The organism is Kitasatospora sp. NPDC050543 (genome assembly GCF_044457565.1).
Lineage (GTDB): Bacteria > Actinomycetota > Actinomycetes > Streptomycetales > Streptomycetaceae > Kitasatospora.
In genome coordinates this window covers 16,040-29,360 of the sequence record NZ_JBITGZ010000034.1, presented here as the reverse complement: position 1 = coordinate 29,360, position 13,321 = coordinate 16,040, and the positions used below count along the sequence as shown (strand labels likewise).

Sequence of the window (13,321 nt, the reverse complement as noted above, 5' to 3'; positions counted from 1 at the left end):
TCCGCCTCGTCAACGCGACCACCGGTCTGTGTTCTCCGCCGCGAAGCGGCCGGACGACGCCGACTACGACGCTCCGCACACGGCTAGCGCGGTTCGCGCCAGCCCGCGCAGCCAGGCGTGGGCGTGGTCGGTGTCGTAACGCTGATGCCACGACAGGTATATCGGTGCCGACGGCAGTTCGAGCGGGAGGGGGAGCACGACCAGGCCGAGGTCGGCGACTGCGGACCGAGTGGTGGCTTCGGGGACGCTGATCAGGAGATCGGAGCCGCGCGCGAACTCCAACGCGGCCGCTTCCGTGGGCGCGGTCGCCACCACACGGCGGGTGAGGCTGAGCCGAGCGAGGGCGTCGTCGAGGGCATTGCTGAGGTTTCCACGTCGCGAGACGGTGACGTGCTCAGCGGCGGCGTACCGCTCTGCGGTGACAGTCCTGACACGGGTGAGGGGGTGCCCCTGCCTCACGACGATGACGAGGCGGGTCTCGCCCACGTTCTCGGCGCGGATGTCCGGTGCGCTCGGACGGTTGGCGTTCGCCTCCAGGTCGACCTCGCCTCGCCGCAACTCGGGGGTGTCGACGCTCGATTCCGCGACGAAGCGCAATCGCACGCCCGGCGCCTGTGCGCGCACGGCCGCGAGCAGTGCGGGGCCGCTCAAGGCGACCAGGGAGTCGTGCCAGCGGAGTGTGAACGTGCGCTCCAGCGTCGCCAGATCGAGCTCTCGGCTCGGCGCCAGCACCCCCTGGACCTGGTGCAACAGCTCGTGCACCTGTTCCCGGACCGCGATCGCATACGGCGTCGGGGTCATCGTGCGGCCGGTGCGCACCAGGATCTGATCCCCGGTCGTGCGCCGGATTCGGCCCAGACTCCGGCTCATCGCGGGGGCGGTGACATGCAGGCGCGCGGCCGCCCCGGCCACACTGCCCTCCTCCAGCAGCGCGTCGAGCGCGGCGAGCAGGTTCAAATCCAATTGCATGTGAGTAATCCTAGCCGTGCTTGACATGCATTTGAAGTTAATTGAGCGGCTGTATACCTTCGAGACGAAAGCGCAGGACGGAACGAACCGCTCGGCCCGACCGCCCCCATCCCCCCACCTCAGACGGGAGTACCACCATGTCCGAAACGCTTCAGACCACTGACGTCGCCGCCTTGGACGCCGACCTGCTCGCCCAGACCGCGGACGCCGTGCGCGCGGCCGGTTCGGCACTGCGCGAGCGCTTCGGCGAGGTGGTCCGCTACCAGAGCCGCGAGGAGCTGATGCGCGCGCTCGCCGCCAACGACGACACGGCCCTCGACATCCTGCGCCCCCGCCTCACGAGCCTTCGCCCGGACGCAGGCTGGGTGGAGGACGAGCTGGACGGCGGGGCGCTGCCGCCCGGCGAGTGGTGGGTCGTGGATCCGGCCGAAGGCAACGTCAACCACCTGCACGCCCTGCCGGAGTGGGCGGTGACCGCCACCCTCGTGCGCGACAACCAGCCGGTGCTCACCGTGGTCCACCTGCCGTTGACCGGCGAGACCTACACCGCGCTCACCGGCGCGGGCGCCCACCTCGACGGCCGGCCGCTCCACGTCTCCCGGACCGCAGACCTCGGCCTGAGCATCGTGGCCACCAGCCAGGCCCGGCCCGACGAGGACGAGAAGGTCGTGCGACGCGTCGGCTCCTCGATCACCGCGATGCTCTTCGACGCGCTCGTCGTCCGCACCGCCGTGCCCGCGACCCTGCACCTGCTGGACGTGGCCGCCGGCCGGATCGACGCCTTCTGGCAGTTCGCCGGCGCCCGCGCGGACCTGCTCCCCGGAGCGCTGCTCGTCACCGAGGCCGGCGGACGGATCTCCGACGCCGAGGGCCGCCCCTGGACCCCGCAGAGCGAAAGCTTCCTGGCCGCCGCGCCCGGCGTCCACGCCGAAGCCGTCGCCACGCTCTCCCGCTGACCGCGCACCACAACCCGCACCCACGGAAGGACCACATCATCATGACCACGATCGCAGTTCTCGGAAACGGCCGCGTCGGCGGCAACCTGGCCGCGGCCCTCGTCCGGGCAGGGCATGAGGTGACCGTGGCGGACCGCACGCCGGGCGCCGCCGCCGACGCCGCCCGCACAGCCCGCATCGTCATCAACGCCACCCCGGGCAACGGCTCGCTGGACCGGCTCGTCGCCCTGCGCGACGAACTGCGCGGCAAGATCCTCGTCGATGTCTCCAACGCCACCACCGACGGACCGGACGGACTGCCCGCCGACCTGATCTACCCCGGCTCCAGCCTCGCCGAACAGCTCCAGGAAGCGCTCCCCGAAACGCGCGTCGTCAAGACCCTCAACACCATGCTCTTCCCGGTGATGACCGCGCCGGCCACGCTCCCCCAGACACCGACCGCGTTCCTCTCCGGCGAGGACCCCCAGGCCAAGCAGACCGTCCGCGAACTGCTCATCGACCTCGGCTGGCGAAAGGAATGGATCACCGATCTCGGCGGGGTCCAGACCGCCCGCGCCACAGAGGCCGCGATCCTCTTCGTCCCGCACGTCATCCGCTCCAGCGGATTCGCGCCCTTCGCGATCTCGATCGCCCGCTGATCCGCACACAGTGCACCGGCCCCGGGCGGGCCCACATCCAGAACGGATACGACAGCGCAGCCAGGGCCGGCGATGCAGCGCCGGACGGCGCCCCGTGGCCTCCCTTCGTCAACACCCAGCACCCGCGGCGTGCTGGACTGCGGATCCGGCCGCGCCATGACCCTGCACAGCAAGGTCATCCTCCCTGCGTCAAAGCCCAGTTGGACAGCCAATCGGGAGCCGGCCCGTCCGGCCAGTGCCAGCCCGATGCGCTCCAGCGTGCGGTTGAGTCGGCCGGTGAAGCGCGCGTACGGGGCGGGTCAACTGCGCAAACGGCTCGGCGAACGTCCGGCGTGAGCAGTCCGCCGAGCCGCAGGACGAAACGCCGGACCGCCGACAGGATCACGACGCGTAACTCGCCCAGTGGGAGATCTCTGAGTCTGCGCTGGTACTCGGCGACCTGCTGTCGACCCAGAAGTCGCGGGCTCGCGGGACGTCAGGTCCCCGCCGCGCTTATGCGTGGTGGGGACCTGGCAAGCGGCAACGCCGGGCGGTCAGTCGTTGAACGCCATAGCCACGGCATCTCCGAGCTGATTCAAGACGTCCCGCGAGAGCTGCACGGACCCGGTGAACGAGAAGAAGGCGTGGGTGGCACCCTTGATCGGGAGGTGCTTGACCGGCACGTCGGCGTCGGCGAGCTTCTGCGCGTACCGGTCACCCTGGTCCCGCAGCGGATCGGAGGCCGCCGCTGAGCTGATGTTCCACCACGGCGTCGGGGGCACGAGCATCCCGGACATCCAGGCAGCCGCCGGAGTCAGCGCCTCGCAGATCTACCACTACTTCGGCGACAAGCGGAGCCTGGTCCTGGCCGTGGTCAACTTCCAGAATGACACCAAGCTCGACCAGCAGCGTCCTCTGCTGGACAACCTGGACAGCATCGACGCGCTGCGGGCCTGGTGCGACAGGGCGGCGGACCGACAGGACGCCATGGGGTGGGTGGGCGGCTGCGAGATCGGCTCGCTCGCCAGCGAACTCGCCGAGACCGACCCCTTGGCCCGCACCGACCTTGCCGCGTCCTTCGAGCGGTGGGAAGCACCCATCAGCTCGGGGCTCGCCCGCATGCAGGCTCGCGGCGAGCTGAGCGAGCGCGCCGACGTCACCGCACTGGCCACCGCCCTGCTGGCAGCCATCCAAGGGGGCATGCTGCTGTCCCAGGTCCGCCGGTCGAGCACCGCATACCGACATGCCGTATCGGCGGTGATCGACCACATCGAGAGCTACGTCCCTCGGTAACCGCTCGGGCTCCGCCGCTACTCTCGGCTTCCGGACCGCCGAGCCGACGGCACCCTTGCCTCCGCGCATCGATCCGCGGAGGTCTTTGACGAAGCACTACTCGGGTACCGCGTCCGTCGTCGTGACCACGACATTGCCCGGGTGGTGCCGCACCCTTCCGGTCTCGGCCGTGTGCCCGTCACGGATGAAGTCGAGCACCCCCGCCGCACGCGTCCGGCGACCGGGCCGAGCACTCCCTGTCCGGGCATCGTCAAGGTCCAGGTGGTGTCTTCGGTCAGAACCGCTTCCAGCTCGGGACATTCAGCTCGTCCAGGGCATGGGCGTAGTGCGCTACCGCCTGCTGGAGTTCGGCGATCACGAGATCACCGTCAGCACGATCTTGCCTTGGATGTGGCCCTGCGCGGCTCGCGTGTGTGCGCTGCCCGCCTCGGGCAGCGGGTAGGTGCCGTCCACCCCGACCTGCAGCTTGCCCTCGTCGAACAGGTGCCCGATCTCGGCGAGCTGGGGGCCGTTGGAACGCACCTGAATGTTGGAGACTGTGATGCCCAGACTCGCCGTCTCTTCCGGGTCGTACTGGGCGAAGAACACCGGAAGCATGGTGCCGCCGCGCTTGAGCACGGTCAGGAAGCGTGAGCTGTCCGGGCCACCGACGGTGTCGATCACCAGGTCGACACCGCTGACCACGTCCGCGGCCTGCGTCCTGGTGTAGTCGATGAACTCATCGGCGCCGAGCTTGCGCAGGAACTGCTCGTGCCGCCCAGAGGCCACCGCGATTACGTGTGCCCCCTTCCATTTCGCCAGCTGCACCGCGAAGTGGCCCACTCCACCGGCGGCCCCGTTGACCAGCACGGTCATCCCTGGCGTGATCGGCACCGGCTGGTGCACCTGGCCGGTGAAAGGAGACGGCACGTCGTGGCCGAGATCAACCAGGTACTGCCAGGCCGTAAGCACGGCCATCGGCGCCCCAGCCGCCTGCACGTGGTCGATACCGGCCGGCTTGTGAGCCAGGTCCGAAGCCGGCGCGGCCACGTACTCGGCGTACGTCCGGCCGTCGAATCCGGGGAACCGCAGCATGCCGAAGACCTCGTCACCGACAGCGAACCCCAGCACGTCCGGAGCGACCGCCTGGACCACGCCCGACATGTCCGTTCCGGGGATCAGGGGGAACTCCAGCGCCGGCCTCATCTCGGCCGGCATGACCTTCATCCCCTCACGCAGGTACCAGTCCGGCGGGTTGATGCCCGCCGCGTGCACCCGGACGAGCACTTCGCCCGGGCCGATCTCGGGAACCGGCACCTCGTCATACTGCAAAACCTCCGGCCCGCCCGCTTCATGGAACTGGATCGCCTTCATCGCATCTGTCTCTTTCTTGGGGAACGTTGCTCCTTCAGTCAAGGCCCAGGACGGCATGGCCGTCCAAGACCGGTTCGGCAACCTGATCATTCCGAAAGGGCATGACGCGTACGCTGCATGGGTGAACGATCTCGGACAGGACCTGGAACTGCGGCTGGTGCGCTACTTCACCGTGGTGGCGGCGCACCAGCACTTCGGCCGGGCCGCCGCCGACTTGCACGTGGCCCAGCCTGCGCTGAGCCGCCAGATCCAACGGCTCGAGAACTATCTCGGCACACGGCTGCTGGACCGCGTACCCCAGGGCACCAGGCTCACTCCGGCCGGCCAGAGGTTCCTCCCCCGGGCCCAAGCCCTGCTGCAGGCCGCCCGCCAGGCCGAACTGGCCGTGCGTGAACAAGCCGAGACCGAACGAATCGCCATCGGCTACGTTGAAGACCTGGTGATCACTGCCGCCGTACGGGAACTGCGCCGCCGTTACCCGGATGCTGAGATCACCACCCGGTACCTGAGTTGCCGCGACGTCGGGGCGCTGTCCGACAAGCACGTCGACGCCCTGATCGCGCGGACCCCGCTGCCACTCGCCGCCGACGACGTCTTCACCACCCCGCTGTACGAGGAGCCCCGGATGCTCGTGGTCCCGCGCGGCCATCCCTTGGCCGACCGCGCGTCGGTGACCGCGGAAGAACTGGCCGGCGAGAAGGCGGCGCCGTGCCCGTTCGAGACCGCGGACTGGACTTCCTACCGGCTCCTCGGGGCCGGCGTACCGACGATCGAGAGCTACGAGGACAAGCTCGAACTCGTCGCGAGTGGCAGGGCGATCGCCGTGCTACCCGTCGGCGATCGGCGTAGCTCACTGCGCCCCAACCTCGTCACCGTCCCGATCGAGGGCGCTCCTTCCAGCCAGGTCGTCCTGGTCAGCCGCAAGGGCGACCCGAATCCGATGATCAGGAATCTCCGGCTGGTGGCCAAGGCCGTCCTGACCGCCCCGGCAGCCTGACCGGCGGGCTCGCCTTCTCCTACAGCAAGGCGATGCGCGAGGGCCAGGAGGTGCGCATCCTGCGCAAGGACCTGGCCCACCTGGTGCCGTGGATGCCGTCGCTGGAGCAGACCGTCGCCGACGTCGCCTAGGACGCCCCGCACTGGGACTTCACGGTGTTCCAGCCCAGGGCCGATGGCATGGTCATCGCCAAGGTGGCGCTGTCGACGCAGTGGCCCGCTTGGTCGAACAAGCAGGCCCGCGCCGCCCCCAAGACGACGCGGCCACCGGGCCCGGCTCGCTCGTTTGACCAGATAGGTGAGTCAGCGCCGCGTATCGTCGGACGCGAGGAGGCTGGTCAGCTCCGAGATCGCCTCGGGAGAGGGCTTGAAGTAGCGGATCGACTTCCCCCGGGGCTGGTCGCCAAGCTGGCCCAAAAGCAGATACGACGAGGGGTCCGCCGATCCGTGCAAGCCCTGGCGGGTCGTTTCGGGGAATCGCGTTGCGTCGGGGGTTCGGCACGCGGAGGCCGGCATCGGGGTGTGGAGTTCCCCGTTGAACCGCCAGGTGACGCTGCCGGATCGTCAGGGCCGGACCGGGAGGCTGGCCTCCCATCCGTCGAGGAGCCGTTCGAGTCCCAATTCGAACCCGCGCTCGGCGCTGTCGGCCGCGTGGGGAAGCTCGGCATCACGAATGACCCGGGCGAGGAGTGGATGGCGCCCGCTCTTGACGACTTTGTCGAGGTAGGGCGCATGGGCGTCCATCCATTGCTGGATGCCGACTCCGGAGCGTCGGACGGCTTCCTGTTGGGCGAGCTCGCCGATGGCGTAGCCGCGGACGAAGGCCTGCAGCGTGTCGACGACGGTGATCATGACGTCGATATCGAAGCCGAGGGGATCGAGGGCGGCGAGTGCGTGTTCGATGGCATCGAGGGAGTTCGGTCCAAGCGATGGGCGCCCTGCTGCGAGGGAGGTCATCCAGGGATGCCGGTGGAAGGCGGCCCGGGAACGATGGGCCAGGCCTCGCAGGTCGCTGCGCCAGTCGCCGGTGGGGGCAGGCGGGCCGCCGCCTTCGGCCGCTACGGCGTCGAGCATGAGGTCGAGCAGGTCGTCTTTGGATGCCAGGTAGCGGTAGAGCGAGGCTGTGCCCGTTCCCAGTTCCTTGGCGACGCGCCGCATGGACAGCGCCTCGATGCCCTCGGCGTCGGCGATCGCGATAGCGGCGCTGGTGATCTCCGCCCGCGTGCGTGACGGCGCGGGGCCTTTCGCGGCCCGCTCCGGCCGGTTCCAGATCACTGTATGAGCGTCGTCCATCGGTTCTCCTCCTCGCTACTGCGCTCACTGTTCGCAGTAGTGCTATCGTGGCGCCGGTACTGCGAACACTGTATCGCGGTAGAGCGGTGTCCAAGCGAAAGGGAAACCACCATGACCACTCCCGTCACGATCGTCGGCGCCGGGCTCGGCGGCCTGACCCTCGCACGGGTCCTGCACCTGCGCGGCATCCCCGCGACCATCTACGAAGCCGAGATATCGGCGGACGCCCGCACGCAGGGCGGTCAGCTCGACATCCACGAGTACAACGGGCAGCTCGCCCTCGAAGCGGCCGGCCTCACCGACGAGTTCCGCGCGATCATCCATGAAGGCGGCCAGGCCCTGCGCGTGCTCGACCAGCACGGCGCGGTACTGCTCGACCAGCCCGACGACGGCACAGGCGGTCGCCCCGAGGTGCTCCGCGGAGACCTGCGTCGGATCCTGATCAACTCGCTGCCCGACGAAATGATCCAGTGGGGACACAAGGTCACCAGTGTCCGCCCCCTCGGAGAGGGTGGGCACGAGCTGACCTTCGCCGACGGGCCGACCGTGACGACCGGCCTCCTCGTCGGCGCGGACGGCGCCTGGTCGAGGATCCGGCCGCTGCTCTCCGACGCGAAGCCCGAGTACGTCGGCACGTCGTTCATCGAGACCTACCTGTACGACGCCGACCAGCGCCACCCAGCAGCGGCCAAGGCCGCCGGCGACGGTTCCCTGTTCGCCGTCACAGCCGGCAAGGGGATCCTTGGCCACCGAGAGGCCGACGCCGTTCTTCACACCTACGTCGCGCTCAACAAGCCGCAGGACTGGATCGCCGCCATTGTCGCCAGTCCCGAAAGGGCGGCAGCCCAGGTCGCGGCAGAATTCGCCGGATGGGCGCCTGAACTCACCGCACTCATCACTGACGGGGAAACAGCCCTCGCCCCGCGCCCGATCAGCGCCCTGCCGATCGGCCACCGCTGGGACCGCGTTCCCGGAGTGACGCTGCTGGGCGACGCCGCCCACCTCATGTCACCGTTCGCCGGGGAGGGCGCCAACCTCGCCATGTTCGACGGCGCTGAACTCGGCAAAGCCATCGCCACACATCCCGCCGATGTCGAAGCCGCCCTTGCGGAGTACGAGCAGGCCCTTTTCCCCCGTAGTGCTCAGTTCGCCGCCGAATCCGACAAGAATCACCAGCTGATCTTCGGCGACAACGCCCCCGCCAGCCTGCTCGACCTGCTCATCGGCCAGGAGTCGACCGAGTGAGCGAGATCGCCGGAGGGGAGAGGGACGAGCCGAAGTCAGTAGTCTGCTCAACCATCCCCGCACCTGTAGACAACCGACCTGTCGTTCCCGTCCAACGGGCGAGCCGTGCTGCTGGTCGACAGTCGAAGTGGAGTTGGCGCATACACACCCCCGGCTGCCTCGATCGTCCGAGTGATGACACTCTTCTCCCGCATCGGGACCTCCGGTGATCTTCCTTGCTCGACACAAGTTGATCTACCAGAGGTCCCGTAGCGTCGTCACATCACCTTGCTGAAGATCCCGTCAGCCAAACGCAACGGCGTTGACCTGTACGCCGTGGATGATCTTCTCATCGCCTCGAACCGTCCGGTTCTCGAGACACAGAGGTCAACCTCTTGACCTCTGTGACCCCAGCCACTACTTTGCGGTAGACGTCGACCCATGACTACCGGAAGGAGGCGACCAGCGGATGTACACCAGCTCTGATCTTGGTCGCCTCGCCCAGTGCACGGTCTGGGTTCCGGGTCGGATCGCGCACGGCTGCTGAGCACGCCGTTCTGATGTGCCCGTCCGTGGCACATTCCAGGTTTCCCGTCACCACCTTCCGGCACGTCGCTGTTACGTGCCGTTTTGCGCCCGCTCCTCTCGCGTGGCGCGTCTGGACACAGAAAGCTGCCTGAAATTGGCGAACATGATGAATCGACCGATCGTGCACCGAAACGAAGGCCTGTCATGGTAGCGGCGCGGATCACGGTCAACGGGAAAGCAACACCGATTTCACCGGCTGCGCCCCACACCACAATCCTGGATCTTCTGCGCGAGCGTGGCCTCACCGGCACCAAGGAGGGCTGCGCCGAGGGTGAATGCGGCGCCTGTTCGGTCCTGGTGGCCCGTCCCGGGGTGATCAAGCCCACCGACTGGGTGGCGGTCAACGCCTGCCTGGTCCCGGTCGCGGCGCTCGACGGTCAGGAGATCATTACCTGCGAAGGTCTCGCCACCACCGGCGAACCCGGCATGCCGCCCACCCTCCACCCGGTGCAGGAGGAGATGGCGGTCCGCGGCGGCTCCCAATGCGGTTACTGCACGCCGGGATTCATCTGCAGCATGGCCGCCGAGTACTACCGGCCCGACCGCTGCGCGCACGCGGACTCGGCCGACAGCACCGACGCCGAGCACGGTCCGAACGGTTTCGATCTGCACGCGCTGAGCGGAAACCTGTGCCGCTGCACCGGTTATCGCCCGATTCGCGATGCCGCGTTCGCCGTCGGTACGCCCACAGATGAGGACCCGCTGGCTCAGCGTCGCGAGCAGTCCCCGCCCGCACCGGCTGCCACCGAATACACCCGGGACGACAGGGCGTTCCTGCGGAAGAGCACCCTGGCCGCTACGCTGCAGTTGCTGCGCGAGCGGCCCGATGCGGTGGTGATCGCCGGCTCCACCGACTGGGGTGTGGAGGTGAATATCCGTTCCCGCCGGGCGGATTGCGTGGTCGCCATCGACGGGCTGTCCGAATTGCGGGAGCTGCGAGTCGAATCCGACTACATCGAGATCGGGGCGGCGCTGACGCTCACCGAGATCGAACGCCGCCTCGACGGCGGCGTCCCGCTGCTGGCAGAGCTGTTCCCGCAGTTCGCATCCCGGCTCATCCGCAACGGTGCGACCCTCGGCGGCAACCTGGGTACCGGCTCGCCCATCAGTGACAGTCCACCGGCGCTGCTCGCGCTGGAGGCATCGGTGGTGCTCGCCGACGCCGACGGTGAGCGCGAGGTCCCACTGGCGGACTACTTCACCGGCTACAGGCAGAGCGTGCGCCGTCCCGGCGAGCTGATCCGCACGGTGCGCATCCCGCTGCCGCTGTCGCCAGTCGTGGCCTTCCACAAGATCGCCAAGCGGCGCTTTGACGACATCTCCAGCGTGGCAGTCGCTTTCGCGCTCGACATCGAGGACGGGATCGTCCGCAAGGCACGCATCGGCCTCGGCGGCGTAGCCGCCACCCCGATCCGCGCCCTCGCCACCGAGGCGGCCCTGGAGGGCAAGCCGTGGGCGGCGGAGACCATCGAAGCCGCGGCCCGGGTCCTGCAGGCCGAGGGCACGCCGATGGACGATCATCGAGCCAGCGCCGACTACCGCTCCGCGATGCTCGGCCAGAGCCTGCTGAAGCTGCACGCGCAAACCACCGAGGCGGTGTCGTCATGAGCCAGTTGTCCGAGCGCCCCGAAATGCCTGTCGTCGGCGTCTCGATGCCGCACGAGAGTGCCGTCCTGCACGTCACCGGCACCGCGCTCTACACCGACGACCTGGTCCAGCGCACCAAGGACGTGCTGCACGCCTACCCGGTCCAGGTCATGAAAGCCCACGGCAGGATCACCGCGCTGCGCACCGAGCCCGCGCTCGCCGTGCCCGGTGTGGTCCGCGTGCTGACCGGTGCCGACGTGCCCGGCGTCAACGATGCCGGGATGAAGCATGACGAACCGCTGTTCCCCGACAAGGTCATGTTCTACGGCCACGCGGTCGCCTGGGTGCTCGCCGAGACCCTGGAGGCGGCCCGGCTCGGTGCGGCGGCCGTCGAGGTGGAACTCGACGAACAGCCCTCCCTGATCGCGCTGCAGGACGCGATCGCGGCCGACAGTTTTCACGGCGCTCGGCCCGTGATGCTGACCGGCGACGTCGCCGCCGGCTTCGCCGACTCCGCGCACGTGTTCACCGGAGAGCTCCAGTTCTCCGATCAGGAACACTTCTACCTCGAGACGCACGCGGCGCTGGCCTATGTCGACGAGGCCGAGCAGATGTTCGTCCAGAGCAGCACCCAGCATCCTTCGGAGACCCAGGAAATCGTCGCGCACGTGCTCGGTCTGCACAGCCACGAGGTGACCGTGCAGTGTCTGCGAATGGGTGGCGGCTTCGGCGGCAAGGAGATGCAGCCGCACGGGTTCGCGGCCATCGCCGCGCTCGGCGCCAAACTGACCGGTCGGCCGGTTCGGCTGCGGCTCAACCGGACTCAGGATCTGACCATGTCCGGTAAGCGGCACGGGTTCCACGCCGAGTGGAAGATCGGCTTCGACGCCGACGGCCGCGTCCAGGCCCTGGACGCCACCTTGACCGCGGACGGCGGCTGGAGCCTGGATCTGTCCGAGCCCGTGGTGGCCCGTGCGCTGTGCCACATCGACAACACCTACTGGCTTCCCAACGCGCGCATCGCCGGTCGCATCGCCAGGACCAACAAGGTCTCCAACACCGCCTTCCGCGGCTTCGGCGGACCGCAGGGCATGCTGGTGATCGAGGACATCATGGGCCGGTGCGCGCCGCTGCTCGGCCTGGATCCGATGGAGCTGCGGGAGCGTAACTTCTACCGGCAGGGTCAGTCGACGCCGTACGGACAGCCGGTCGTTCAGCCCGAACGCATCTCCACCGTCTGGCAGCAGGTTCAGGACAACGCCGACATCGCCGATCGCAAGCGCGAGATCGCTGCCTTCAATGCCGCGCACCCGAACACCAAGCGGGCACTTGCGATGACCGGCATCAAGTTCGGAATCTCGTTCAACCTCACCGCCTTCAACCAGGGCGGCGCGCTGGTGCTGATCTACAAGGACGGCTCGGTCCTGATCAACCACGGCGGCACCGAGATGGGCCAGGGCTTGCACACCAAGATGCTGCAGGTGGCCGCGACCACGCTGGGTATCCCGCTACGCAAGGTGCGGCTGGCCCCGACGCGAACCGACAAGGTGCCCAACACCTCTGCCACCGCCGCCAGTGCCGGGGCGGATCTCAACGGTGCGGCGGTGAAGAACGCCTGCGAGCAGTTGCGCGAGCGGCTGCTGCAGGTGGCCGCCACCCAGCTGGGTTCGAATGCCTCGGATGTGCGCATCGTCGAGGGCGTCGCGCGCACTCCGGGCAGCGACAAGGAGCTGGCCTGGGACGACCTGGTGCGCACCGCGTACTTCCAGCGAGTTCAGTTGTCGGCGGCCGGTTTCTACCGGACCGAGGGTCTGCGCTGGAACGCGAAGACGTTCAGGGGCTCACCGTTCAAGTACTTCTCCCATGGCGCCGCCGCAGCCGAGGTGGAGGTGGACGGCTTCACCGGCGCGTACCGCATCCGGCGGGTGGACATCGTGCACGATGTCGGCGACAGCCTGTCCCCGATGATCGACATCGGTCAGGTCGAGGGTGGTTTCGTGCAGGGCGCGGGCTGGCTGACACTCGAGGACCTGCGCTGGGACGCCAGTGACGGGCCGAACCGCGGCCGGCTGCTAACCCAGGGCGCGAGCACCTACAAGCTGCCGAGCTTCTCGGAGATGCCCGAGGAGTTCAACGTCACGCTTCTGGAGAACGCCACCGAAGAGGGCGCGGTATACGGGTCAAAGGCTGTGGGTGAGCCTCCGCTGATGCTGGCGTTCTCGGTACGAGAAGCATTGCGGCAGGCCGCCGCCGCGTTCGGGCCGAGCGGGGTCAGCGTCGAGCTGGCCTCGCCTGCGACGCCGGAGGCGGTGTACTGGGCGATCCAGGCGGCTCGCCAGGGCGAAGCCCCCCGGAACGGTTATGCCCGCAACGGGTTTGCCACCAACGGCCACGCCGCCGACGGCAAGATCCGAACCGAGGCAAAAGCGTCGAGCGGTGCCTGAC

The 13,321-nt window shown here is 68.6% G+C and carries 11 protein-coding genes; 7 read left to right on the top strand and 4 right to left on the bottom strand.

Annotation, left to right across the window (positions count from 1 at the left end; all coding sequences use genetic code 11):
• Window positions 1-63: 63 nt before the first annotated feature.
• Window positions 64-969, bottom strand: coding sequence for a LysR family transcriptional regulator (locus tag ACIBH3_RS29775; RefSeq protein WP_396315211.1), 906 nt, complete (start codon window positions 967-969; stop codon window positions 64-66).
• Between the two features lie 137 nt (window positions 970-1,106).
• Between ACIBH3_RS29775 and ACIBH3_RS29770 the strand changes: the two genes are divergently transcribed.
• Together ACIBH3_RS29770 and ACIBH3_RS29765 are read left to right on the top strand one after the other, a co-directional pair.
• Complete coding sequence (locus tag ACIBH3_RS29770; RefSeq protein WP_396315210.1) at window positions 1,107-1,925, top strand: 3'(2'),5'-bisphosphate nucleotidase CysQ; 819 nt, start codon at window positions 1,107-1,109, stop codon at window positions 1,923-1,925.
• A 41-nt stretch (window positions 1,926-1,966) separates the two neighbouring features.
• Window positions 1,967-2,563, top strand: coding sequence for an NADPH-dependent F420 reductase (locus tag ACIBH3_RS29765; RefSeq protein ID WP_396315209.1), 597 nt, complete (start codon window positions 1,967-1,969; stop codon window positions 2,561-2,563).
• Between the two features lie 533 nt (window positions 2,564-3,096).
• On the opposite strand, the gene ACIBH3_RS29760 is transcribed toward ACIBH3_RS29765, so the two are convergent.
• A complete protein-coding gene (locus ACIBH3_RS29760; RefSeq protein WP_396315208.1) occupies window positions 3,097-3,330 on the bottom strand; it encodes an alpha/beta hydrolase in 234 nt (77 codons plus the stop codon).
• Here ACIBH3_RS29760 and ACIBH3_RS29755 point away from each other — a divergent pair.
• Window positions 3,299-3,835, top strand: a complete 537-nt coding sequence (locus ACIBH3_RS29755) for a TetR/AcrR family transcriptional regulator (protein WP_396315207.1) — start codon at window positions 3,299-3,301, stop codon at window positions 3,833-3,835. The genes ACIBH3_RS29760 and ACIBH3_RS29755 overlap by 32 nt on opposite strands.
• Before the next feature lie 354 nt (window positions 3,836-4,189).
• Here the strand turns inward: ACIBH3_RS29755 and ACIBH3_RS29750 are convergent, their stop codons facing one another.
• Window positions 4,190-5,188 carry an NADP-dependent oxidoreductase gene (locus ACIBH3_RS29750; protein ID WP_396315206.1) on the bottom strand — a complete coding sequence of 333 codons (999 nt, stop codon included), beginning with the start codon at window positions 5,186-5,188 and terminating at the stop codon, window positions 4,190-4,192.
• Between the two features lie 121 nt (window positions 5,189-5,309).
• Here ACIBH3_RS29750 and ACIBH3_RS29745 point away from each other — a divergent pair, with 121 nt between their 5' ends.
• A complete protein-coding gene (locus ACIBH3_RS29745) occupies window positions 5,310-6,185 on the top strand; it encodes a LysR family transcriptional regulator (protein ID WP_396315205.1) in 876 nt (291 codons plus the stop codon).
• A gap of 563 nt (window positions 6,186-6,748) precedes the next feature.
• Here the strand turns inward: ACIBH3_RS29745 and ACIBH3_RS29740 are convergent.
• Window positions 6,749-7,477 carry a TetR/AcrR family transcriptional regulator gene (locus ACIBH3_RS29740; protein WP_396315204.1) on the bottom strand — a complete coding sequence of 243 codons (729 nt, stop codon included), beginning with the start codon at window positions 7,475-7,477 and terminating at the stop codon, window positions 6,749-6,751.
• 111 nt (window positions 7,478-7,588) lie between these two features.
• On the opposite strand from ACIBH3_RS29740, the gene ACIBH3_RS29735 reads away from it, so the two are divergent.
• The 3 genes from ACIBH3_RS29735 (at window position 7,589) to xdhB (ending at window position 13,320) form a co-directional block, all read left to right on the top strand.
• Complete coding sequence (locus ACIBH3_RS29735) at window positions 7,589-8,722, top strand: FAD-dependent oxidoreductase (protein ID WP_396315203.1); 1,134 nt, start codon at window positions 7,589-7,591, stop codon at window positions 8,720-8,722.
• A 711-nt stretch (window positions 8,723-9,433) separates the two neighbouring features.
• Window positions 9,434-10,897, top strand: coding sequence for a xanthine dehydrogenase small subunit (locus ACIBH3_RS29730; RefSeq protein ID WP_396315202.1), 1,464 nt, complete (start codon window positions 9,434-9,436; stop codon window positions 10,895-10,897).
• Entirely contained in the window at window positions 10,894-13,320 is a 2,427-nt protein-coding gene (xdhB, locus tag ACIBH3_RS29725) for a xanthine dehydrogenase molybdopterin binding subunit (RefSeq protein WP_396315201.1), read from the top strand. The genes ACIBH3_RS29730 and xdhB overlap by 4 nt, the downstream gene beginning before the upstream one ends.
• Window position 13,321 lies beyond the last annotated feature (1 nt).

Coding starts and splice junctions, on each gene's coding strand:
- ACIBH3_RS29775 (WP_396315211.1), bottom strand. CDS start 969: ATGCAATTGGATTTGAACCTGCTCGCCGCGCTCGACGCGCTGCTGGAG.
- ACIBH3_RS29770 (WP_396315210.1), top strand. CDS start 1,107: ATGTCCGAAACGCTTCAGACCACTGACGTCGCCGCCTTGGACGCCGAC.
- ACIBH3_RS29765 (WP_396315209.1), top strand. CDS start 1,967: ATGACCACGATCGCAGTTCTCGGAAACGGCCGCGTCGGCGGCAACCTG.
- ACIBH3_RS29755 (WP_396315207.1), top strand. CDS start 3,299: ATGTTCCACCACGGCGTCGGGGGCACGAGCATCCCGGACATCCAGGCA.
- ACIBH3_RS29760 (WP_396315208.1), bottom strand. CDS start 3,330: ATGCTCGTGCCCCCGACGCCGTGGTGGAACATCAGCTCAGCGGCGGCC.
- ACIBH3_RS29750 (WP_396315206.1), bottom strand. CDS start 5,188: ATGAAGGCGATCCAGTTCCATGAAGCGGGCGGGCCGGAGGTTTTGCAG.
- ACIBH3_RS29740 (WP_396315204.1), bottom strand. CDS start 7,477: ATGGACGACGCTCATACAGTGATCTGGAACCGGCCGGAGCGGGCCGCG.
- ACIBH3_RS29735 (WP_396315203.1), top strand. CDS start 7,589: ATGACCACTCCCGTCACGATCGTCGGCGCCGGGCTCGGCGGCCTGACC.
- ACIBH3_RS29730 (WP_396315202.1), top strand. CDS start 9,434: ATGGTAGCGGCGCGGATCACGGTCAACGGGAAAGCAACACCGATTTCA.
- xdhB (WP_396315201.1), top strand. CDS start 10,894: ATGAGCCAGTTGTCCGAGCGCCCCGAAATGCCTGTCGTCGGCGTCTCG.